A 22,406-nucleotide genomic window follows, 5' to 3' on the forward strand; every position below is an offset into this window, starting at 1 on the left:
GTATTTAACAAGAAGTAGTAAAGTGGAAGTCTCAAGCGTAAACATCTCATGTTGGGATGTTTACGCTTGAGGTGTGAGTCAGCCTATAAGCCGGGTTCTGTTCTCTCCCGAGGGAGATCGATAATCATTCGTCTAGGCCTAGGATCGCTCCTAGGCTCAAGCAACCTACCCGGTTCCGATGCGGGCCACACCATAAGGAACCCTATTTGGTCTTGCTCCGGGTGGAGTTTACCTTGCAACCAACTGTTACCAGTGGCCCGGTGCGCTCTTACCGCACCCTTTCACCCTTACCGGTCCAGAAGGACTTAGGCGGTCTTCTCTCTGCTGCACTTGTCGTAGGCTCACGCCCCCCAGCCGTTAGCTGGCACCCTGCCCATTGGAGCCCGGACTTTCCTCCCCCTGATCATTTTCGTCACAGGCAGCGATTATCCGGCTGACTCAGGCGGTGGATTATACGCAGTATTGTGCCAAATAGATATAGCCCATTATTGATAAATTGTTTCTGCAATAGTTTGCTTTTGGCATTTCATTAGGTGCAGTTGAACAATGACTAACACCAGTATTTGCAGACCGGCTCCGAATCCAAGTATATACTCGACTTGAAGTGGCTCTATTGAAAATTGACTTTGCAACCAAGGACTCAGCAATAACGATAACAATCCTCCCAAAAGCACCCCAAGCATGCAAACAAGGGTAAACTCTCCGGCAACGGCGATGCTTTGTTTGCGGTGACTGATCCCAAGCGCACGTAATATTCCCATAGTTTTTTGTCTCGCCACAAAGTTAAACTTTACGACCCCCCAGACAGTTGCAAAAACCACCAACATAAATGCCCCCATCACAGCAGATAGCATAGCGCTCAATGCAAAATCTTTTCTCAATCCAGCAGCGCGATAGCTTGGTAATGCGCCGCTTTTTGCTATTACTCGCTTTAGCGCTTGCTGTTGCAGCGCGTTCTCCAGCATACTTTGTGCTATCGCAGTGTTTGTATCTGGCGCAAATTTCACTAACATCGATGTCCACTTGCCCAGCTTCACTTGGGGTAGCACGACCACAAACTGGCCTCGTGTAGATTTAAAGTTTGCGCCCACCAGCGGATCAATCACTCCTACTATGGTATAGCTACTATCACCTGCGGTGATAACTTTGCCAACAACAGAATATTCACCAAATAACTTGAGTGCGAGCGCCTTGTTGATTAAGGCCACACTGGCATCTTCATCACTACTGACCACATCATTCGAAATAAAGTTTCTACCTGCAATGATGTCCACCGCTAGGGTTGGGACAAACTGTTCATCGGCATAAAACACACTACTGGTTAATTCATCATTGCTATTGGGCTGCTGTAACTTCAGCTCAGGACCGCCGCCTCCAAATGGCACGGGGGTCGCAAAACTGACAGTCTCCACTTCAGCCATCGCTAGTAGTATTGCCTCATCCTTTTTCGCTTGCATATCATAGTCAACATCCTGCTCAAGGTACTTGAGCCATACCGAGAATGTTGTTTCACCAAAATAAGGCGTATGCTTTATCTCTCCTTGTGATTTGTTCAGTACCGCTGCGGCATTCACCATCACCAACAAGGCTAAGGCAATAATAACGGCCATCAACAAATAAGGGAGTTTTCGATACGCTAAAAATTGAAGTGTTGTTTTTATTATCATTTCTTACCTCTGCACCGTTAACCCATCAGCATTACAGTACTTACCTATTGGCAATGCACTGGCCAAGAATACACCAATAAAGCATGTTGCCACTGCCAACATCACCGGCACTACATTCATATTGGCGACCTGTGCATAACTGCTGCCATACAGAAGCTCCATGTAAGACAGCCCTATTGCTATAAATATCACGCCTAGCAAACATCCAAGTGCAGTTAAAACACTTAACTCCGCTAACAACAGTTTTATGAGATATTGCTTTGATGCACCTATGGCTCGGTATACGTTCAAGGCATGTTGTCTTGAGGCATAACTTGCAAAGAGCAACCCAGCAACACAGAGCAAGCAAATTAATAAAAATACAATCGCCAAAAAGAGTAGAAATTGACTATCACTATTAACTACTTCGTTTTCACGCAACCATTGAGATGGGGTCAGTAGTCTAAATTTATCTTGACCGCGTAACATTCGGCCAGATTGGTGTAGTGCGTTTGCATACCCAGCCACACGCTGCTCATAGGCTTGCATTTGTGCGCCATTGTCAAAACTAACCCACAGCTGTAGCCAGATCATGGTGGTATTAAACACGTCCTGAAAACCACTCAGCGGCTCATTGCGCCACCCTAATAAGCGCCCGTGTGGCAAGACACTGTTTTTAACTGCGGTAGAAAATGGAATGAACACGCCCTCAATATCTGAGTATGGCGCTACATGTAAATCGTATATCTTAGGTGTCATGCTAAATTCAAACAGCACACCGACAACCGTATATGGACGATTATCTAGCATTAGCGTTTTACCAACGCTATTTATACCGTTAAATAATTGCGCGTTTGCTTGTTGAGACAAAACTACCACCTCAGTTTCATCATGCTCATCTTGCATAGACCAAGCATTTCCATATCGAAATGGTATCGCAAATATGGAAAAAAAGTCGGGGGTGGTAGCTCTGGCTGTGAATTCATAGATATAAGGCGAATCAGGTACTTGTGACACCAGCTTTGAGTCGTAAGTTAAAGCACTTTTCCCCATTTCGTTCAGTGCTGCGAGCTGCTTTGCATCTTGATAGCTCAGAAGCGGCGGAGAAAAGTCAAACTCTTTGTCTGGACTCCAATCATCTAACAACACATATCTTGTGGTGTGCTCAGCATATGACATTGGATTGCTAGACATGACGTGATACACAGAATAGGTAGTGCCAAATGCCCCAAGACCGGTGGCGATAAGTAATATAACTAATGCACTAATCAAACTCTGTGACTTAAGATTATTAACTAACGAGCCTAACCGCATGAAGCTAACTCCTGCTGCTGAGACTCTATGATATTACCGTCCGACAACATAATTTGCCTCGTTGCCAACTGTGATAAATGCTCATCATGCGTCACCATCAAAATGGTAGTGCCTTCTGCATTAATTTCTTTCAACAGTTTCATAATTTCCATTGCCATTTGCGAGTTCAAATTCCCTGTTGGTTCATCGGCGAGGATAACTTTAGGCTCTGAAATCAATGCACGCGCAATCGCAACCCGTTGTTGCTGACCTCCAGAGAGCAAGAAATGCTTATGATCCATTCGCCCTTTTAGTCCCATCCTTTCCAGCTGATATACCGCTTTTTCTTTTGCTATGGCAGAGGAGACACCCGCTATTTCTAGCGGCAACATCACGTTATCTAGCACCGTCATCTCAGGTAATAAATTAAAATTTTGAAAAATAAACCCAATATATTGATTTCTCAGCTGCGAAAGCTGTTGGTCTTTCATTGTTGCAACGTCTGCTCCCGCTACTTGTAAGCGCCCAGACTGAAACTTCTCCAACAACCCGATTGTATTTAGTAACGTTGTTTTTCCTGCACCGGATGGCCCAACGATAGAAACAAACTCTCCTTCCTCAACTGCAAATGACAGCGAGTTAAAAACCTGCGTCTTAATATTACCGACTTGATAATACTTTCCGAGTTCACTGGCTTTGATAATGGCTTTTGACATCTTACTTCCTCTTATTATTAACCACCCAAAGACTGATATTTAGGTCTTCCTACCGTCCATAGCAGTTTACTGAATAAAATAAATACCAAGAGCCATAGTAGTTGTAACTCAATTGCACTGAGCCCTGTGACACTTTGGCTTGGTAAAACTTGTGAAATTGGTGCGTGAAAGAGTGCAGCAAATGGAGAATAAAGGGCTATTTCTCCTAGCCATTGAGGCAAAATACTCAAAGGTAATAACTGACCTGAGAGCAGCATCATAAAGCTAAATAAAATATCTCTTAGCCCAAATACCTTTTCCAGCCACAATGACAGTAGACCAATCACCTTTTGAATTTCAATTAATAGTAATAAGGACAACCATACTGAAAACGTGAACATCACCCAACTAAAGACGCTACTTTGCTGAGGGGCGAGCCACACTGCAATGACCAGTACAGGCAAGGCGAACAGCGCATCAATCCCAGGTCTGGACAGGTTTTTTATTGAGATTAGCGTTAAATAATTGAAAGGCCGACAAAGGAATTTATCCAGTCCTCCTTCATTAATATCACTCCATACTTGATAGTTCACAGAATACGCTGACGATAAAAATGAATTAATAAAATGCACTAAAAAATAATACATGACGATATGTTGCAAGCTGTAACCCGCAACTGAGTCAGTAAAGTGAAATATCCCTTGCCATAGCATGTAAATAATCAACAGCTGCAATGGATGCGATAACACCCAAGCGTACAAGTTTGTTCGAAAGTGGGTTGCTTCTTTTAACTCTAACCGGAGTAATTGTAATACGCTCATCTTACCCTCCTAACGAGTCGTAACGGCGCAAAGCGCAGCGCCAAAGCCAGACAAAGCCACATAGCCAAAAGAGTAAAATAACTCCCTGAATAATCAGCATCGAGGCTGGCTCGTCATACATTCCAACAAGAAACATGACCGGTATAGATGACACTAAACCAATGGGCAAAACATAAATAAGAAAGTGCTGTAATAATTTAGGAAATAAAGTGATGGGATAGCGCTGAAAATCGCCAAAACTATTGATTAAATAAAATAACCTGTCCACATTACCAAACCAAAATGCACTCAGTGCAATACAACCCTCCATCAGTACCAGCGTTAAACTGCCCACCAAAATAGAGATTGAAAAGTACACAAAAGATAGCGTAGTAAACTGGTAGTCATACACTTGGTCCATAAAGAAGAACAAAATGCTACAAGTTAATAGTGAATGGCCCGCAGCCCAAATCTTGGTATCTTCGGCTAGTAACGCTAACAAAGGGGAAACTGGACGACAAAGGTATTTATCAAGCTCACCGTTGATCACCTTGCTACTCATGGTAGTGAATCCGAAAAATAGCATTCTGATTGAAGAAAATATTAAGCCAACCAAAATAAGTAGTGCCAAGCTCCCTTTGTCCCACTCACCCAGTGGTGAGTCCAGTTGTCGTAGTAACGCATCCCAAAATAAAATAAAGATCCCCTGATAGATAAGGATGTGTATGATGCTAATAATAAAATCACTACGAAATACCGATAAATCTTTGAGTGACAACTGCAAGAAGCGAATAAAAACCATGCTATTCATAACGTATTTCTCGCTGAAGTCATAAAGTGATGAATGGCATGATCTAAGCTCGGTGGAGAGAGGTTGACGTCTTTCACGTTAGGGTGAAAAGCCAGCCGTGACAGCGCTTCTTTCGCAAGTTCAGTTGAGGTCTTTATACGATAGTGATTATCTTCTATCAATTCGTATTCGAACTCAGACAACAACTGGCTATCAAGCGCTGAGCAGGTTTTAATTTCTAATACCTTAACGTGCTCCAATGACAAGATATCCGAGGTTTTACCATCAAATAGCACTGCGCCTTGCTCCATTATCACACTGCGCTGACAATAGTGATGAACATCTGCCATATTATGAGATGTCAGCACGATACTCGTGCCTTCATCTCGATTAAGCTGCAACAAGAAGTTCATCAAATTAAGCCGCGAAACAGGATCCATGGCAATGGTTGGCTCATCCAGAAAAATAAGCTGTGGCTGATGTAACAACGAAGCGACAACTTCAGCTTTCATGCGCTGACCCAAAGAAAGTTTTTTCGGTGGCGACGACAACAAATCTCTGAGCCCAAGCAACTCGCTGAGTTGCTCAATGCGACGTTCACTATCTTGGCGGCTGAGTTTGTAGATAGAGGCATAAAGCCGAAACGACTCAATGATAGCCACATTCCACCACAGTAAGCTCTTTTGCCCAAACACGGCACCAATTTTCTTGGTGTACGCTTTGCGCTCTTTAGATGGGTGATGCCCAAGTACCGTAAGCGAACCAGCATCAGGCTGCAAAATCCCTGTGAGTAATTTCAACAATGTTGACTTGCCTGAACCATTCGCCCCCAACAGCCCCACAAACTCACCTTGCTGAACGGATAGGGAGACGTTATCAATAACATTGATATTCTCTTTTGGTGGTGCAACAAATTGTTTTATCGCCGCAATCACCCCTGTTTGGGTCGACGCCAAAGGTCTTGAAAACGTCTTACACACGGCATTTGCTTTTATCACTTCCATATTTTACACCTCAAAACATTTCCACTGGAGGTTCAGGTAACTTTGCACATAAATAGTCAGGCGCATAAAGTCGGCCATTAATCAATTGAGCGCGGTAATAGCAACGTTGACGCACATTGCATTGCTGAAAATGATCACAGTCAAAACATGGCGTCCCCTCATACTCTTCTCGTGGCGGATCTAGCAAGTATTCCAATGCTTCACCATTCCAGATATCGCGAATAGAAGATTCTTTCACGTTGCCAATTCGAGCCTGTTGATAAGGCATAGTGCGATCGCATGTCGCACACTCTCCATCAGAGCCGATGACCAGTGCCGTCTTACCACCCGCGCAAGAGCCAAAGCCAGGGATCGATACAGACACTTCTCTTTCACTCTTCACGGAGATGTTGCCTATTTCAATATCAGGGTATTGTGCTGATATTTCGTTAACAGCATTAACTAGCCACTCTCGTTGCTGCTGATTAATTAGCAGATCATCATCATGTTTATGTTCAGAACGTAAATAGCTCGACATGCCAACATCTGTAATACCCTTTTCTTCAATGAGGTATCTCAGCAAGTCTGGGATCCCATCAATATTCATGGCCGTCACAACAATATTAGCGCGAACATTCAGATCATATTTCTGACATAGCTCAATAGTTTGGTTAATTTTTGGCAGCCAGTTTTTTACTTTCACAATGGCATCAGCAATTTTTGGTATTTTGCTGTCTATACTGACCTGAAGCGTATCTAACCCCGCCTTTGCTAGGCGCTCGATTAAGCTCTCCCGTAGTGGCATTTTGGTTGACACATCTACGAATACATCATGCTCAAGCAGGTACTCAATGATCTCTATCATGTCTTTACGTAAGAAAGGATCGCCCCCATGCAAATTGACATACTTCACCCCAAGTGCAACACACTCAGACAAAAACTTAAATGCCTGCTCTGTTGTGAGTTCATTTGGCGCAATTTCATTGGCTTTTAATGTCGGGATAACACAATAAACACAATCAGCAGGACAACGATTTGTTGTCATCCACACCACAGTATTGGGCACCTCTAGTTTATTTTGCCAGGGTGTTGGCTCGGCTTGATATATAAAGTCCTCGGCATCATAACGTGCATTAAGCTCAGTAAAAGCATGGTCTTGCACGTCGATAAAGTCAGCCGTTTGAACAAGCAAATCACTGATGAGCTGCTGCGCTTCACTTTGCTCAAAGTCAAAAATCTCCATCAATCCATCTCGGATATCCGTGGTACTGTTTTCACCAGTACTCAGTGCAAGCACCAACGCGTGCACCACAGATAAAGAGGCAAACTTCTCTCCCTTGTCGACAGTAAATAAGATGACGCGGTTGGACTCTTTGACTAGTCGTGATTTATCTTTTAGCTTTAAGAATTGATTAACAAACACTTTTCACCCCCACCATATATTTGCATGCCCCTTCCTGCGGGCCATATAATGTTCCCGTTGACATGTAAGCACCGTAGTAGCAACGTCCGCGAATATTACAGGTGTCAAAACTGTCACAGGTATAGCAGGGAGTGCCTTTATACTTATCTCTTGGTGGGTCTAACGATTCTAATAAGGCCGTGCTATTCCATGCTTCAAAAACACTTTGATTCAACACGCTGCCAACTATCATGTCTCCACCAGGCAGCTTCTTATCGCACTTGGAAATGTCCCCATTAGGATAAAACAATAATTGTGTGCGGCCGTTATGACAGACAAAGCCGTCAATATCATAATCGATGTCTTTTTCTATCTGTTCAGAGCGATAATACACTTTCAACTTTGGCTGGGTGGCTAAAAAAGTATCAACCGCATCGCGGACTTCGTGCATTTGTGCCACTGAGGCGTGTAAACCATCATCATGACGCTGGAGGTTATCAGAGTAGGTATCAATCGTGATGGAGTGAGCGCCAAGTCGCTCTAAAGTTTCTAACGTTTCAGTATAGGCATGAGCATTAAGCGAAGTTAACAGTGACTTCGCGTGCACACGTATTCCCTCTGTAACCATATTTTCAACGGTTTGGCCGATTTTCTTGGCAAACCCACCAATTCCTGTGAGTGATTTCGCGGCCTCTTTTTCTAGGCTATCAATGCTGAAAAACGCATCTTTCAACCCAGCAGCTGCAAGCTTTTTAGCGTTCTCTACACTCACAAATTGTTTACTGATGAAGTCAGGAGTTAAACCGTGTTGTAACGCATATACCATGACTTCATAAATATCTTCACGTAGTAACGGCTCACCGCCTGTCAGTAGTACTTCTTTGCCACCAAGCTGCGCGGTTTCTCTAATCAATCTTTTTATGACATCAATATCAACAGAGGAATCTTCCGTTTTACTACTTAGCGGTGCACCTTGATAACAATACACGCATTTACGGTTACAAAAGTCTGTAACAAGCCACTGTAATGTCATTGGAAATGGCGAGCGATTACCTTTAAATACGGTTGTTCGAGTGGTCAGTGGTGTATGCTGACTTAGCGCTCGTACTTGTGTTCGGACGGCCTCTTCATCAATAGTAACACCTGAAGGCTCATGCTGCTGTGAAGTAAAGTGACGTTCAAAAACGACATCAACATCATCTGTAATTTCTTGTGCATGTTCTGGCGCAATATCAAAATGATGCTGTAAATCTTCCACTATTTTTTCAACTGTCCACTGCTTATCTAACAAAGACAAGATATAGACAACCAAAGGGTGTAACTCAATACTCGGCGTTTCTTGCTGTCCCGCGATGGGAAAGTAGTCAAGCGAGTAGCTATCTGCGTGTTGGTGAATGACACCAAGTTTTCCAAATCTTCTCATCGCCATCACTCCTACGCATTAATTACGTGTACATCGATCTCATTACTTTTATGAAATTCACCGATGGGACAATAAAGATCAGGCGCATGAATAGTGCCGAACTTCCCTTTAGCTGTAACGGTGCAACGACCACGGACGTAGTTGCAGTTTCGAAACAGATCGCATTTATAACACGATGTGCCTTTGAAAAATTTACGACTTGGAATGACTATCTCTTTCATTTTTTCAGAGATCCAAATATCCAGCAAACCACTTTCGTTTAAATCACCAAAGGTATTATGAGGTCCAGGTGGTATATGTTCACACTTAACACACAGTCCATTTGGCTGAACGGTGATCCCTTTTAAGCCTTCCATGCACCCTTTGGTTTCGGTCGCTTCTCGTAAATCGAAGTTAAATCCGAATTTTGCCTGCGTATACCTCTCTTTTAGGCTTTTTACTGTGACTTTTAGTTGTGCTTCTTGTTCGTCACTCAGCATAAAACTAGGCTCATGGCGACCACAGGTTTTCCCATATACATCAATCACAAACTCTCTGACTCCCATGGCATAGGTCTGAGAAATCAGCTGCTCAAGATTGTCTACATTAATCGCCGTCATGACTGGCCTTAGTACGACTTTAATACCATTTTCACAGCAAGCGTTGATGGTCACTAGCATGTCATCTAAAGCACCTTTAACACCAACTAGCTTCTCGACCTCCGCTTCGACTACTGAATCTAGACTGACATGAAGCTCTTCTAGGCCGGCTTTTACTAACCGTGCCATCATGTCACCTTCTACTCGCATTTTTGTGATGACTATTGGAATAATATTTTGATCTATCGTATGCCCTATGACTTCTGGCAAGTCTTGGCGCAGTAAGGGCTCTCCTCCGGTGAAGATCAAGCGATTGACACCTATCATTGCGGCTTCGTCAATTATTTGAGTAACGCGCTCGAAAGGAAAAGCAATATCACGAGCAAACCCATCAGCTACAAACTTGGCATCTTTATAGCAGTACTTACACTTACGGTTACAATCTTCCGTGACAACCCATACGATAGCTCCCGGTGCATCCTCGCGACGGTTAACGATGAGTGTATCGTCTCCTTCGAACAAAAAAGCCTCTGGGTTATGAGAAAGCAATGATGTGTCGGATAAAGGCGTGTCGGTAAAAAATAACGAAAATCGATTAAGAAGTGTTTCGACAATATCAACCGCTGCTTGCGGTTCGATACTCATTACCTCTGCTATCACTTGTGCAACTTTGCTTTTGTCGTTCTGTCCATCAAATAACACCATAATGAACGCTTGAATTGGATGTATTCTAATTTCGGCTTTTGACCCATTTGGTAACTCACGACAAAGAACAACTAATCCCTCTTCTTCGCGTGGCACAAATTGAATATCCTTTTTGAGCAATGGAACCATTGCAAACCCCTTATTATTGTTTTACACGGCGCGGTATTTTCCCTAACAATCACCAAGTGACGGCTGATAATCATTAAGATAACGGTGAACAACAGCACCAATCTATTGATAAAACTGATGCTGTATTGGGAGCGGATTGATGACATCAGTCGCCTAAGCACTCTCCCTGAAATAACTCAGTGTGGTCTTAACCCACTTTGCTACTTCATTTCTTGCGAGTTACCACCGCCACTGAAACTACAGCAGCTTGAGCAACCTTGTGTACGCATAATGCTTAAAGCATCTTTGCTTACTTGAACTTGTTTTAGTTTTGATAATTTCTTTAGTTTTTGAATACTCATTATTCTTCTCCGAATAGTATTTATCTCAATGCTAAGTACAGTCCCTATCCACCATTGAATTAACATGCCGACCAACATAGTGTGTGACGGCTTGTCGACACAAAGAGAGTAGCGGCGACTGGCTTAAGGATGCTTACTGAATATTTTTCGCTTCTTGTGAGTTACCACCTTCACTAAAGCTACAGCAGCTTGAACAGCCTTGAGTACGCATGATCTGCAGTACTTCTTTAGAAGCATTGATTTTTTGTTTTTGTGCAATTTCTTTAAGTTTGTTGATAGACATTTTTGTATTCCTTTAAATCTCACCCATCTTGTTTAAAACAATGCACGCTGGGTGATAAAACATGCACTGCTATTTGGAAAATCGATTTAGCTGTTAGGCGCCTCGGGCGAAGGCTCTGATGATTTACACTGACCAGACTCGGGACATTCACTACAGCCATTTTTAAACCACTTAATCTCATTCATTTTTTGCTGTTGAAGTATTTTGGGTTGAGATAGCGCTATTGATTTTAGTTTCTCGAATCGCTTCACATTCACACTCCAATAACAAGCGTTAATCTTTGTGACAATTTATGTTTCACAAACAAACTTATATCCCTTAGAATCATTAATGGAATAACTAAATCCTAATTTTTCAAAAACCGAAACGTATGATATTGTTTTATATGGTTTTATTTTTTAACTCTTACAAGAATGACAATTATGAAAAGAATAATCTTGTTAAAGGACGAGCATAAATTATGTATAGAGGAAGAATTAATAGAGCTAGAGCCGAAGGTTTTTGAAGTTTTAGAGTACTTATATAACAATCAAGATCGATACATTAGTATCAATGAGCTACATGATGAAGTATGGGCCGGGGTGCTTGTCAGTGACGCTGCTGTAAGGCGTTGCATTAGTAAACTTCGTCAAGCATTTAAGGACGACCCTAAACAACCACACTTTATCCAGCATGTATCAAAAAGAGGATATAAGCTGGTGTGTAATGCCAACACCTGTAAAACAACACAGTGCCCTTCACAAGGACATGGCAATCACCAATGTTCACAGTGGCAAGCAAAAAAGTCGTCTCATCTGTCCCCCTATTTACTGTTGCTTGCATTACCCCTATTGGCGTTATTTATTCCACTTTCGCAACAAACCTCTATTTCAGCTCAACCACTAGTCCAAACAACCGTAGGCGCAGATCAGCTGTCATTTGCTGAGTCAACTTCGGGGCTTTCTGCCTATGCAGCAAAACTTAATGGAGAACAGGATTATTCCATCATACTGAGCAATCAAGGCACAGGTACAGAAAGTGTCGTCATGGAGAACGTTAATTGGCCTGATGCAATGGCATTCTCTCACTCTGGTGAGCGTTTATTTATCTCTGATGTTGTGAAAGGCAACTCGACTATCATCGAGTATAATATTCAAACTGGTCAAACGCGGCATATTATTGACCCTCAATTTCTTATTGCTGATATTTTCCTTGGACCAACTGAAGACACCTTATACTTTCTCGGCGCTTCACACGCACAAAGTGCGTTTCATCTTTATCAGTACAGCCATAAAACAGGCACGATTGAGGCGGTAATTAAAAATGCGGAATCCTATATTAACTTTTTCGCAGGCGCAGTTTCGACACAGCAAGATAAAATCGCGCTGCTTGTTTTCGATAGCTTAGCTGAGCACTCTTATATAGAAATATATGACCTTCGCAGTTTACAACGTATCGGGTTAGTGCCACATTCAAGTAAACTGATAGACCTTGACTGGCGAGACAACAACACCCTCTTAATCGCAACAGAGCAAGGCGTCATAGAGCACAACTTAGAGCAACAAATGCAAACCCATCTTGCCGATGATTTTGTGTACATGTTGAGTTATCAGCCTCAGAGCCAGCAGCTTCATATGCTGTCAGAGCTAAAAAAAGGGGCGTTCTTTTTGGAGCTAACATTACCTCTTAATAGTACTCCAAAACGTAAGCTGTATCACTTTGATAGCGACATTCAATCACTTATCAACATAAGTGATGACGGTAGCTTTATTGCCAAAATTCAACATCAAGACAATACACAAATAGTCAAGTTTCAAAGCTCAATGCCAAATAAGAAAGGTGTTTTATTGCAAAGCACAGATAAATTAACCGACCTGAGCCACGCTCGTAAAGCTCAAGCATTTGCAGTCAAACAAGATAAAACCATTATAAAAGTTGACTACACTCACTCCTCCCCGATAACTGAGTCTATCCGCCATACTGCGACCCTTCACAGCGTAGTGATCGCCAGTGATGGGAAAGCCGTTTATTTTACCGCTAAGTCAGACTCCCAATGGCTGGTATATCGCTGGGAGCATAACGAGTTGACGCATCTCTTCAGTGGTTTTAAGTTTGTGCGAGAATTTGAGGGAAACTTATTGCTGGCGAATATAGAAGGTGAGCTATTTATCAAACCAAAAGATGCAAGTATTCTTCCTCTACATACTAGAGCAGTATTAGAGTCCAATTCAGAAATACAGCTATATGAAGATCTGGTCATCTGGACTGAACATGATTTATCACGTGTTAGCTATCATCAACTCGATATATCAAAAACCGAACCAGAGCACAAAAAGTTTGAGCTACCGTACGACTCAAGCGCTACTAATTTTTACATAAGTAACAGAAACAATGCGTTAATCATCAAAAAAGACGCTCAGACCCAAAGTAGCCAACTGATGGCTCAGGTAAAAGTTACAAAAAAGTTCACTCTTAATTATTTATTGGAAGCGTTAGAAATGTAGAGATGTGGTGGTAGCAAAAAACAAGGAAAAACAAATGAAAAAGCTAACTGCCATTTACATCATATCTCTGTTCTTTACCTCAATGACCCAAGCTAGCTCTCTTGGTATGAAACAAAGCGAGCAAGTACTACCAACACATAAACACAACAGCACTCTACAATCTGGTATGTGCCTTGTGACGCCATGGAAATGCAGTAACGACAAGTGATCTGAGTTTGGAATAACAAGGTGTAGTTACGTTGTTGTTATTCCGTCTCTATAAAGTAGATAACTTAAGCTTTGAACAATAAAGTTTCTCTCAATCCAATATTGTTCAAAGCAACCGGTTATTACGCTCGAGTTTCCAGCCAAGCTTTATATAACGCATTCTTTTTCAGTCCTAGGTATTCAGCCGCAACCCCACATGCTTTTTTAAGTGGCATTTCGGACTCAAGTAACGCAATCAACTTACTTGCCTCTGGAGTCAGAGTTTGCTCATCGCGCTCCTCACCAGGTAGCATCAATACCAGCTCACCTTTTTGCTTTTCTGGTGTGTCATGCAAAAAAGTGATGAGCTCTGTTACCGTACCACTAAAAAAAGTTTCGTACGTTTTTGTTAATTCTTTTGCAAATACTACCTTTTGTGTTTCGCCAAGGGCTGCTTTCATATCTTCGAGGCTGGCCATAATCCTATGGGTGCTTTCGTACATGATGCTAGTGATCCCTGACGTCACAACCTCTTTAAAAAACTGCTGACGCGCTTGGCTCTTTGCTGGAGTAAAGCCGACGAATTGAAATTTATCGGTTGCGAGCCCAGAGCAACTCACCGCAGCAATAGCAGCACATGCCCCAGGAACAGGGGTGACATTTGCCCCCGCGTCACGACATAAATTAACCACCGCATAGCCAGGATCGCTGATAAGTGGTGTGCCTGCATCTGAAACCAGCGCAATATCCTTGCCTTCATTAAGCCAATCCAAAATTTGCTGCGCTTTTTGCTTTTCATTATGATCATGTAGGGCAAAAGTTTTTGCTTTAATACTAAAGTGGCTTAATAATTTACCCGTGTGACGAGTATCTTCAGCAGCGATTAAATCAACTTGACTTAATACTTTCAGTGCACGTTCACTGATGTCCTCTAAATTACCTATTGGTGTTGCAACAATATAGAGGGTGCCGATTTTATTTTCGTTGTGAAGATTAGCCATTGAGCTCTCCAATGTCAGTCAGTAAGATGTCCACTTAGTCGTGAAATAGAAGGTTTGCCAGTGCAGTTTAAAAAGATAGCGCTTTTAGTTGCAATATTGTCGGGGTTATCCGCCTGCAGTACAAGCACAAATGTCACCAAATTGCCTCAACAAAGCGAAACAGCAACCACCATCAATCAGACAGATGATAGTGCTGCCTCACTCTTTGCCAAAGCAAAAAGTAAATCTGGCATCACAAAAATTCAGCTACTTTACGTAGCCAGAGACGCTGCGATTGAAGAAAAAAACTGGCTCATGCTAGAGCAGATAAGCTTGGCAATGGGAAGCAAGGCCAGTGTCGATCACGTACAAAATAAATTATATGTAGCCTATGCTCGTAAAGAGCTGAAGCAATATGAAAGCGCCTTGGCTATATTGCATACATTAGAAGGAAGGTTAAATACACCTGAACACCAAGCATGGTATGAATATCTACTCGGTAGCATTTATGCTTCACAACAACTTCCTAAAAAAGCGCTCGTTGAATTTTTCAAAGCGGCAGACATTGCTCAACAACACAACCTTAATGTCGCAGGGCTAGACGATGAGATTTGGCGAGCCCTGCAACAGCTCTCTAGTTATGCACTAGAGCGCTTTGATTCTGGAAGCGTATTGCAACGTGGCTGGGTCACATTGGCTAAATATCAGCAAATTTATCTCGGCTCTAGCATTGAATTAGACCAGGCTATGAATAACTGGCGCCGTCGCTTTGCTAACCACCCAGCCGCAGCCTTGCTACCAAAAGATCTACAGGGTGCGGTTGCACTAGAGCCTTACGATGTAAGAAAGCTTGCGGTACTCATTCCACAATCAGGAGCAAGCGAGCGCCTTGGTACCGCGCTTAAAAATGGTTTTTTAGCAGCAACGGATAGTAGCACCATTGAAGAAGTTTTTTTTTATTGATGAAATGTCGTCAGAGCAAGATATTCTGGCACAACTTGCCAAAGCGAATGCGGACTTCGTTATAGGTCCTTTGCTGAAATCTAACGTCGAAAAACTAGTTGATAATCCTGATTTCTCTCTCTACCCGACACTCTTTTTGAACGCTCGAGAGAGAATTACCCCACGCACTAATGAGCAGTACTTTTTTGCGCTAAACCCTGAGCATGAAGTCGAGCAGGCGATGAAGCACTTTTTAGCTAAGGCATACAAAAAGCCAATGCTACTGGCACCAGCTAGTGCATCGGGCAAGCGTTTAATTGAGCATTTTGTTGAGGGCTGGAAGCACTATTCTGAAACTGCACCTGAGATTGGCTATTACACGAACAGCGAAGACATGGCTGATGTGATCACCGACCTACTTGAAGTCGATGCCTCAAAAGCCCGTACCAACGTAATCAAAAACCTCTTTCGCAAGGAAGTAAAAAGTGAAACTCGCTCACGACGCGATATAGATGTGGTTTATATCTTAGGCGATGCGATGGAAACGCGCCTACTTAAGCCTTATTTAGATGTGAATGTAAGTACTTTTGCCAATAAAATTCCTCTGTACGCAAGTTCACGTAGTTACAGTAAACAAATTGATGTAACTGATAAAGGGGATTTAGAAGGGCTTTATTTTACTGAACAGCCTTGGATGCTACCAGGAGCGATAGATAGAAATGCCATTAGGGAGACATACCAAGCGCTTTGGCCTGAGCAAGCTGACTTGGAGCAACGCCTATTTGCCATGGCATATGATGCGACTAACCTTATATCAGAGCTGCGCCAACTTGCTTGGTTATCGGGTAAAAGCTTTGAGGGCCTGACCGGGCAGCTCAGCATCCGTGATAATGCCGACATTGTACGCAGCCTCAGCTGGGCACAATATCGCAACAAGCAGATCCGTTTAGTTAGCTTGGATGAGCAACCCCCACTGCCATTGTTTATGCAAAAAGAGGAAGCACAGAGCACCTCACTAATAAGATAGGATTTTGTATGTTTAAGGGACTATTTAATAACACACGGAATAAAGGTGAACACTTTGAGTTAATTGCGGAACAATACTTGGTAAAGCAGGGACTAACACCTGTAACGAGAAACTTTCATTGCAAGTATGGTGAAATTGACCTCATTATGAGAGAAGCGCAAGTGTTGGTGTTCGTCGAAGTTAAATACCGTGACAGTAAAAATTTTGGTGGTGCAATTAATGCACTTTCCAAAACTAAGCTTCAAAGATTAAAGCGTAGTATTTATAATTACTTGGCACAACACAATTTGCATAACACACAGCTGAGAGTCGACTTTGTTGCAATTCAAGGGGTAGCTCCTTCTGAAATAAACTGGATTAAGAATATTTTTTAGCATGCAAGAATCTATTAAGTCTATATTTACAGAATCAATTCAAGCGCAGATTGCCGCTGGGGAAGTGCTACCTAAGGCCCTGGAGATGGCAGCAATGACAATGGCGCAAAGCCTTATTAATGGCAATAAGATAATCTGCTGCGGCGCGCCAAGCAATCATATGCTAGCGCATCATTTGGCAACAATACTTAGTAACTTTTATGAAACAGAGCGCCCTTGCCTACCAGCACTCGCACTGACCAATGAACAGTATAACTTAGCAACACCCGAAAATGGCAAAGCGCGAGAGCGCTTTGCCAAACAAGTACGTGCTTTTGCACAACCAGGTGACTTACTTGTCGCATATGCCATTAATGGACAAGAAAAGGCAGTAATTGGCGCGGTTGAAGCCGCATTAACTCGAGATATGAAAGTGATAGCATTAGTCGGGGATGACGGCGGAGAATTAACAGGCCTACTTGGCCCTCAGGATGTAGAAATCCGGATCCCCAGTAAGCGACCTAGCCGGATCATTGAGTCACAACTATTTAATACTCACTGTCTCAGTGAATTAATTGATGCCATTTTATTCCCTCAGGATGAAGTCTGATGATGAGAATAGCTTCCTTACTTGCCGCGGTATTACTCTTGCAGGGCTGTGCTGCTGCTGTGGTAGCAGGTACTGCTGGCGCAGTATCCGCTGCCAATGACAGACGCACGATTGGTGCGCAAATTGACGACAATAATATCGAGATTAAAGGTACATTGGCGATTAAAGAGGTTAAACGTCTTGCCGATCATGCCAATATCACACTCGTTAGTGTCAATGGTGTTGTACTGATGATTGGTCAAGTAGCCAATCAAGAAATGAAAACTGAAGCCGAACGTGCATTACACAATATCGCGGGGGTCAAGCAAGTCCATAACCAGCTTAGAATAAGCACCAATATAGGCATCACCACAAAAACCCATGACACTTGGCTAACTTCTAAGGTAAAAACCAAACTATTGGCGGCTGATGAGGTCAATGGTGCAAATATTAAGGTGGTTACTGAAAACTCAGAAGTATTTTTGATGGGTTTAGTATCAAAGCAAGAAGCCAACTCAGCTGTTGAGATAGCTCGTCACATTAATGGCGTCAAACGGGTAGTTAAGGCCTTTGAATATATTTAACCTGAGCTTCGGATAATTAATGCCTTTCTAGCAGTCAATTTTAGCGTTAACTGCGTTGAATTCACTTCCAATAGCTCGCTATTGGTATGTAAATTTGCCTTGCCTACAGGATGTAGGTACCTTAGCGAGAGCAGGACGCGGAAGCGGTGTTATCCCCAAAACTGTCTGGCTAGAGAAGCGGATAGTTTAATGTGGTCTTAAAAGCAATGAGTTAGCTCATTCCTTATCTAAATCTCAGGTTATTTAACCTGAGATTTAGATATTAGTCTTAATACTTGCTCTACTTGAAAGAGTGACCAATAACCACATGGTAAAGAGCATAAAATGCTGACATAAAAAAACCTGCATTCGCAGGTTTTTTTATTTTATTACTCTAAGATGCGAGCCTTTCTTCTTTTCTGGCTCAGGTTTAGCGTCAAGCTCTGGTGAGACTTCAGTCTCTTCTACCAACTCTAACGCTTCATCTTCAAAGACTTCTTCTTCAGGCGTGAATACGGTGCCTTCACCATTTTCCCGTGCATAGATAGCCAATACAGCACCATTAGGTACATACACCTGCATAGGCTGTCCGCTAAAGCGCGCATTAAAGCTGATTGCATGGTTATCCATGGAAAAGTTCGTTACCGCCGACGGATTCACATTCAACACAATTTGCCCCTCTTGAACAAATTGTGCAGGAACCTGTACCGAGGGATAGTCTGCATTGACCACTAAATGTGGCGTACATTCGTTATCTACTATCCACTCGTAAAAAGCGCGGAGCAAGTAAGGACGATTAGACGTCATTACGATCTTATCTCACGCTCAGCATCCGTTAGTGATGCTTGGAATGAATCACGCTCGAATAAACGTAACATGTACTCTTTAAGCTCTTTGCTTCCAGCGCCATTTAGTTCAATACCAAGTTGTGGTAAACGCCATAACAGTGGTGCTAAGTAGCAATCTACAAGACTAAATTCTTCACTCATAAAGTAAGGCGCTTCAGTGAAGATAGCCGCAACAGCGAGTAAAGCTTCAGTTAACTCTTTGCGAGCTTGAGCAGCATCGTCACCACCGTCACTAATCTTTTCAGCTAGTGAGTACCAATCAGTTTCAATACGATGCATCATTAGACGACTACGACCACGCATTACCGGATATACAGGCATCAGCGGAGGATGCGGGAAGCGCTCATCTAGATATTCCATAATGATATTTGCTTGATACAAACCAAGCTCACGATCGATTAGCGTAGGAACAGTACCATACGGATTAATCTCATGTAACGCTTCCGGTAAGTTGTCCTTTTCAGCCTGATGAATATCAACACTTACACCTTTCTCAGCAAGTACAATACGTACTTGGTGACTGTACATACAGTTTGACCCAGAAAAAAGTGTCATTACAGGGCGCTTATTGGCAGCAACGGCCATGCCTACCTCCATTAAAAAACTAAAAGTAATTAAATCACTTTAAACAGCAAAAGGGGCGAACGCCCCTATTGCAAAAACTACCTTTGAATATTCAAATTAATGAACATCTCTCCAGTATTCTTTCTTCAAGAAGAATGCCAAAATGAAGAAGATAACCAAGAAGCCAATTACTTTGATACCTAGCGCTTCTGACTGTAGGCGAGATGGCTCACCAACATACGCTAAGAAATTTGTAATATCTCGAGCTGCTTGATCGTATTCATCAACACTCATCTCACCAGTACCGTCAGTCTCTACGCCAACCACTTTAGTTACTGTCTGACCATTTTCTTCCACTTCTTCAGTGATAGGTGTTGGTAAACCCTGTAACTCTTGTAATACGTGAGGCATCCCCACCAGTGGGAAAACAACATTGTTTACACCAAATGGGCGAGAATCATCTTTGTAGAATGACTTCAAGTAAGTATAGATATAGTCCGGTGACTTAACGCGAGAGATAAGCGTTAAGTCTGGAGGAGGAGCACCAAACCACTTAGCGGCGTCATCCTGATCCATTGCGTTCAATATGTGGCTACCCACTTTTGAACCATCAAAGATAAGGGTTTCTTTACCAATTTCGGTTGGAATACCAATATCTCTGAAAGTACGCTCATAACGCTGATACTGCATTTGGTGACAGCCTAAGCAGTAGTTCATAAATAGCTTAGCGCCACGCTGCAAAGATGCGTTATCAGTTAAATCATTATTTGCTTCCATCAGCGGTACTGACGGGCCAGCTGCCATCGATAGTGTTGGCAACAATGCGAATAAACCGATTACTAGCTTTTTCATCATTTCGTCAACCTCGTTGGTAGTGGCTTCGTTGTTTCATTCTTCGAGTACACGAATAGTAAAACGAAGAACATGAAATACGTCACAGTACAGATCTGCGACAAAATTGTCGAGAACGTTGTCTGCGGTGTTGCACCTGCCCAACCTAGGATTAAGAAGGTAACAACAAACTGTGCGATGTTCACTTTATGGAAACCACAGCGGTAGCGAATTGAGCGAACTGAACCACGGTCAATCCACGGTAGCAACGCTAACACTACGATCGATGCCCCCATCGCCGCTACCCCTAATAATTTATCAGGAATTGCACGTAGAATCGCATAGAATGGTGTGAAGTACCATACAGGGAAAATATGCTCAGGTGTCTTAAGCGGGTTCGCAGCTTCAAAGTTTGGCGCTTCAAGGAAGAAACCTTTCATCTCTGGAGCAAAGAACACAACAGCACAGAACAAAATTAAGAAACCAGCAACACCCAGCACATCTTTTACTGTGTAGTAAGGGTGGAACGGAATTGCATCCACAATATCTTTCTTACTTGTGTAGTACTCGTGAAACTTGAACTTAGGCTTGTCTTCTTCAGCTACTGAACCTTTCTTGCGCTTGATCTCAACGCCATCAGGGTTGTTAGAGCCAACTTCATGCAATGCTACGATATGCAAGAATACTAAGATAACCAATACCAGAGGAAGTGCGATTACATGTAATGCAAAGAAACGGTTTAGTGTCGCACCTGAAATTACGTAGTCACCACGGATCCACTGTGTTAAATCTTCACCAATTACTGGGATAGCACCGAATAGTGAAATAATTACCTGAGCACCCCAGAATGACATCTGACCCCATGGTAATAAGTAACCCATGAAAGCTTCAGCCATTAGTGCAAGGAAAATAAACATACCAAACAACCACAGTAGTTCACGTGGTTTTTGGTAGGAACCGTAAATCATGCCTCGGAACATGTGGAGATAAACCACCACAAAGAAAGCGGATGCACCGGTAGAATGTAAGTAACGCAATAACCAACCGTATTCAACATCACGCATGATGTATTCAACAGACGCGAACGCACCTTCGGCTGAAGGTACGTAGCTCATGGTTAGCCAGATACCAGTAACAATCTGGTTTACTAGTACTAGAATGGCAAGCGAGCCAAATAAGTACCAAAAGTTAAAGTTTTTTGGTGCTGGGTACTGTGCGATGTGCATATTCCAGACGCGAGTCATAGGAATACGATCGTCAATCCAATCAACAACTTTACCAACAACACCCGTATTTGCAGCTTTATCTACTTGACCAGACATTATGCAACCCCTTCTTCTTCACCTACCAAAATGGTAGTGTCGTCAATAAAGGTATACGGAGGGATTTCTAAGTTTAGAGGTGCAGGTACGTTTTGGAATACGCGCCCTGCCATATCAAATCTTGAACCATGACATGGACAGAAGAAGCCACTATCAGTACCTTCAACTAACTCACCAAAACTACCATTTAAGAAGGTTGGTGAACATCCCAAGTGAGTACAAATCCCAACCGCAACGAAGATTTCAGGTCGCTTAGAACGATACCCGTTCTGAGCTGATGCCAACTGTTGTGGCTCTTCTGAGTTAGGATCACGAAGATTACCTTCGTGTTGCTTCATTTGTTCTAGCATTTTTGGTGTACGATTAACAATCCAAACTGGTTTGCCTCGCCACTCAACACGAATAAGTTGTCCAGACTCAAGCTTGCTGATATCTACTTCTACAGGCGCACCTGCAGATTTAGCTCGCTCACTTGGATTCCAGGACGCAATAAAAGGAACAGCAGCTCCAACCGCACCAACGCCACCTACAACAGAGGTAGCGATAGTTAAAAAGCGACGTCGGCTGTTGTCTACAGGCGCATTGCTCATCCACTTATCTCCACTTGATTCCCAACACTTGCTATATTGAGAACATCAGTTACAGCAGGT

At 42.7% G+C, this 22,406-nt stretch carries 21 protein-coding genes, 1 other RNA gene and 1 pseudogene; 6 read left to right on the forward strand and 17 right to left on the reverse strand.

Annotated features, from left to right (window positions below):
• Window positions 1-70: 70 nt before the first annotated feature.
• The 11 genes from rnpB to D9603_RS21650 all read right to left on the reverse strand — a co-directional run bounded on the left by rnpB (window position 71) and on the right by D9603_RS21650 (window position 11,068).
• Window positions 71-441: RNase P RNA component class A (gene rnpB, locus D9603_RS12650), an RNA gene on the reverse strand.
• 44 nt (window positions 442-485) lie between these two features.
• A complete protein-coding gene (locus tag D9603_RS12655; protein ID WP_128731586.1) occupies window positions 486-1,667 on the reverse strand; it encodes an ABC transporter permease in 1,182 nt (393 codons plus the stop codon).
• A 3-nt stretch (window positions 1,668-1,670) separates the two neighbouring features.
• Window positions 1,671-2,960 carry an ABC transporter permease gene (locus tag D9603_RS12660; protein ID WP_128731587.1) on the reverse strand — a complete coding sequence of 430 codons (1,290 nt, stop codon included), beginning with the start codon at window positions 2,958-2,960 and terminating at the stop codon, window positions 1,671-1,673.
• Window positions 2,951-3,655, reverse strand: a complete 705-nt coding sequence (locus D9603_RS12665; RefSeq protein ID WP_125251145.1) for an ABC transporter ATP-binding protein — start codon at window positions 3,653-3,655, stop codon at window positions 2,951-2,953. Before D9603_RS12665 ends, D9603_RS12660 begins: the two co-directional genes overlap by 10 nt.
• 17 nt (window positions 3,656-3,672) lie before the next feature.
• A complete protein-coding gene (locus D9603_RS12670; protein ID WP_128731588.1) occupies window positions 3,673-4,455 on the reverse strand; it encodes an ABC-2 family transporter protein in 783 nt (260 codons plus the stop codon).
• A 1-nt stretch (window position 4,456) separates the two neighbouring features.
• A complete protein-coding gene (locus D9603_RS12675) occupies window positions 4,457-5,245 on the reverse strand; it encodes an ABC-2 family transporter protein (protein WP_125251147.1) in 789 nt (262 codons plus the stop codon).
• Entirely contained in the window at window positions 5,242-6,228 is a 987-nt protein-coding gene (locus D9603_RS12680) for an ATP-binding cassette domain-containing protein (protein ID WP_128731589.1), read from the reverse strand. The genes D9603_RS12675 and D9603_RS12680 overlap by 4 nt, the downstream gene beginning before the upstream one ends.
• A 10-nt stretch (window positions 6,229-6,238) precedes the next feature.
• Window positions 6,239-7,630, reverse strand: a complete 1,392-nt coding sequence (locus D9603_RS12685; protein WP_128731590.1) for a radical SAM protein — start codon at window positions 7,628-7,630, stop codon at window positions 6,239-6,241.
• A complete protein-coding gene (locus D9603_RS12690; protein ID WP_161972739.1) occupies window positions 7,620-9,032 on the reverse strand; it encodes a radical SAM protein in 1,413 nt (470 codons plus the stop codon). Before D9603_RS12690 ends, D9603_RS12685 begins: the two co-directional genes overlap by 11 nt.
• 11 nt (window positions 9,033-9,043) lie before the next feature.
• Window positions 9,044-10,444, reverse strand: a complete 1,401-nt coding sequence (locus D9603_RS12695) for a radical SAM protein (RefSeq protein ID WP_128731592.1) — start codon at window positions 10,442-10,444, stop codon at window positions 9,044-9,046.
• A 474-nt stretch (window positions 10,445-10,918) separates the two neighbouring features.
• Entirely contained in the window at window positions 10,919-11,068 is a 150-nt protein-coding gene (locus tag D9603_RS21650; RefSeq protein WP_161972740.1) for a hypothetical protein, read from the reverse strand.
• A gap of 422 nt (window positions 11,069-11,490) precedes the next feature.
• Between D9603_RS21650 and D9603_RS12700 the strand changes: the two genes are divergently transcribed.
• Together D9603_RS12700 and D9603_RS21655 are read left to right on the forward strand one after the other, a co-directional pair.
• On the forward strand, window positions 11,491-13,551 hold the full coding sequence (locus D9603_RS12700) for a winged helix-turn-helix domain-containing protein (protein ID WP_161972741.1): 2,061 nt from the start codon (window positions 11,491-11,493) through the stop codon (window positions 13,549-13,551).
• A gap of 34 nt (window positions 13,552-13,585) precedes the next feature.
• Entirely contained in the window at window positions 13,586-13,759 is a 174-nt protein-coding gene (locus tag D9603_RS21655; protein ID WP_161972742.1) for a hypothetical protein, read from the forward strand.
• 121 nt (window positions 13,760-13,880) lie between these two features.
• On the opposite strand, the gene rsmI is transcribed toward D9603_RS21655, so the two are convergent.
• The gene (gene rsmI / locus D9603_RS12705; RefSeq protein ID WP_128731594.1) at window positions 13,881-14,738 is read right to left on the reverse strand and encodes a 16S rRNA (cytidine(1402)-2'-O)-methyltransferase; all 858 of its coding nucleotides are present in this window, start codon (window positions 14,736-14,738) and stop codon (window positions 13,881-13,883) included.
• Between the two features lie 60 nt (window positions 14,739-14,798).
• Here rsmI and D9603_RS12710 point away from each other — a divergent pair.
• The 4 genes and pseudogenes from D9603_RS12710 (at window position 14,799) to dolP (ending at window position 18,212) form a co-directional block, all read left to right on the forward strand.
• Window positions 14,799-16,686, forward strand: a pseudogene (locus D9603_RS12710) (penicillin-binding protein activator).
• Window positions 16,687-16,694: 8 nt separating this feature from the next.
• Window positions 16,695-17,060: a YraN family protein gene (locus tag D9603_RS12715; RefSeq protein WP_125251155.1), complete on the forward strand. Its 366-nt coding sequence runs from the start codon at window positions 16,695-16,697 to the stop codon at window positions 17,058-17,060.
• A 1-nt stretch (window position 17,061) separates the two neighbouring features.
• Complete coding sequence (locus D9603_RS12720) at window positions 17,062-17,649, forward strand: SIS domain-containing protein (RefSeq protein ID WP_128731595.1); 588 nt, start codon at window positions 17,062-17,064, stop codon at window positions 17,647-17,649.
• Window positions 17,649-18,212 (forward strand): division/outer membrane stress-associated lipid-binding lipoprotein, encoded by a 564-nt coding sequence (gene dolP / locus D9603_RS12725; RefSeq protein ID WP_170178648.1) that lies wholly within the window; start codon window positions 17,649-17,651, stop codon window positions 18,210-18,212. The genes D9603_RS12720 and dolP overlap by 1 nt, the downstream gene beginning before the upstream one ends.
• Window positions 18,213-18,572: 360 nt before the next feature.
• On the opposite strand, the gene D9603_RS12730 is transcribed toward dolP, so the two are convergent.
• From D9603_RS12730 to petA, 5 genes are all read right to left on the reverse strand, one after another.
• Window positions 18,573-18,998, reverse strand: coding sequence for a ClpXP protease specificity-enhancing factor (locus tag D9603_RS12730; protein WP_125251158.1), 426 nt, complete (start codon window positions 18,996-18,998; stop codon window positions 18,573-18,575).
• Window positions 18,998-19,624 (reverse strand): stringent starvation protein SspA, encoded by a 627-nt coding sequence (gene sspA, locus D9603_RS12735; RefSeq protein WP_125251159.1) that lies wholly within the window; start codon window positions 19,622-19,624, stop codon window positions 18,998-19,000. Before sspA ends, D9603_RS12730 begins: the two co-directional genes overlap by 1 nt.
• 96 nt (window positions 19,625-19,720) lie before the next feature.
• The gene (locus D9603_RS12740; RefSeq protein WP_125251160.1) at window positions 19,721-20,458 is read right to left on the reverse strand and encodes a cytochrome c1; all 738 of its coding nucleotides are present in this window, start codon (window positions 20,456-20,458) and stop codon (window positions 19,721-19,723) included.
• Complete coding sequence (locus tag D9603_RS12745; protein WP_125251161.1) at window positions 20,455-21,756, reverse strand: cytochrome bc complex cytochrome b subunit; 1,302 nt, start codon at window positions 21,754-21,756, stop codon at window positions 20,455-20,457. Before D9603_RS12745 ends, D9603_RS12740 begins: the two co-directional genes overlap by 4 nt.
• Window positions 21,756-22,346: a ubiquinol-cytochrome c reductase iron-sulfur subunit gene (gene petA / locus D9603_RS12750; RefSeq protein WP_125251162.1), complete on the reverse strand. Its 591-nt coding sequence runs from the start codon at window positions 22,344-22,346 to the stop codon at window positions 21,756-21,758. The genes D9603_RS12745 and petA overlap by 1 nt, the downstream gene beginning before the upstream one ends.
• Window positions 22,347-22,406 lie beyond the last annotated feature (60 nt).

The sequence above is a fragment of the Pseudoalteromonas sp. PS5 genome, from assembly GCF_004103255.1.
GTDB classification, from domain to species: domain Bacteria; phylum Pseudomonadota; class Gammaproteobacteria; order Enterobacterales; family Alteromonadaceae; genus Pseudoalteromonas; species Pseudoalteromonas peptidolytica.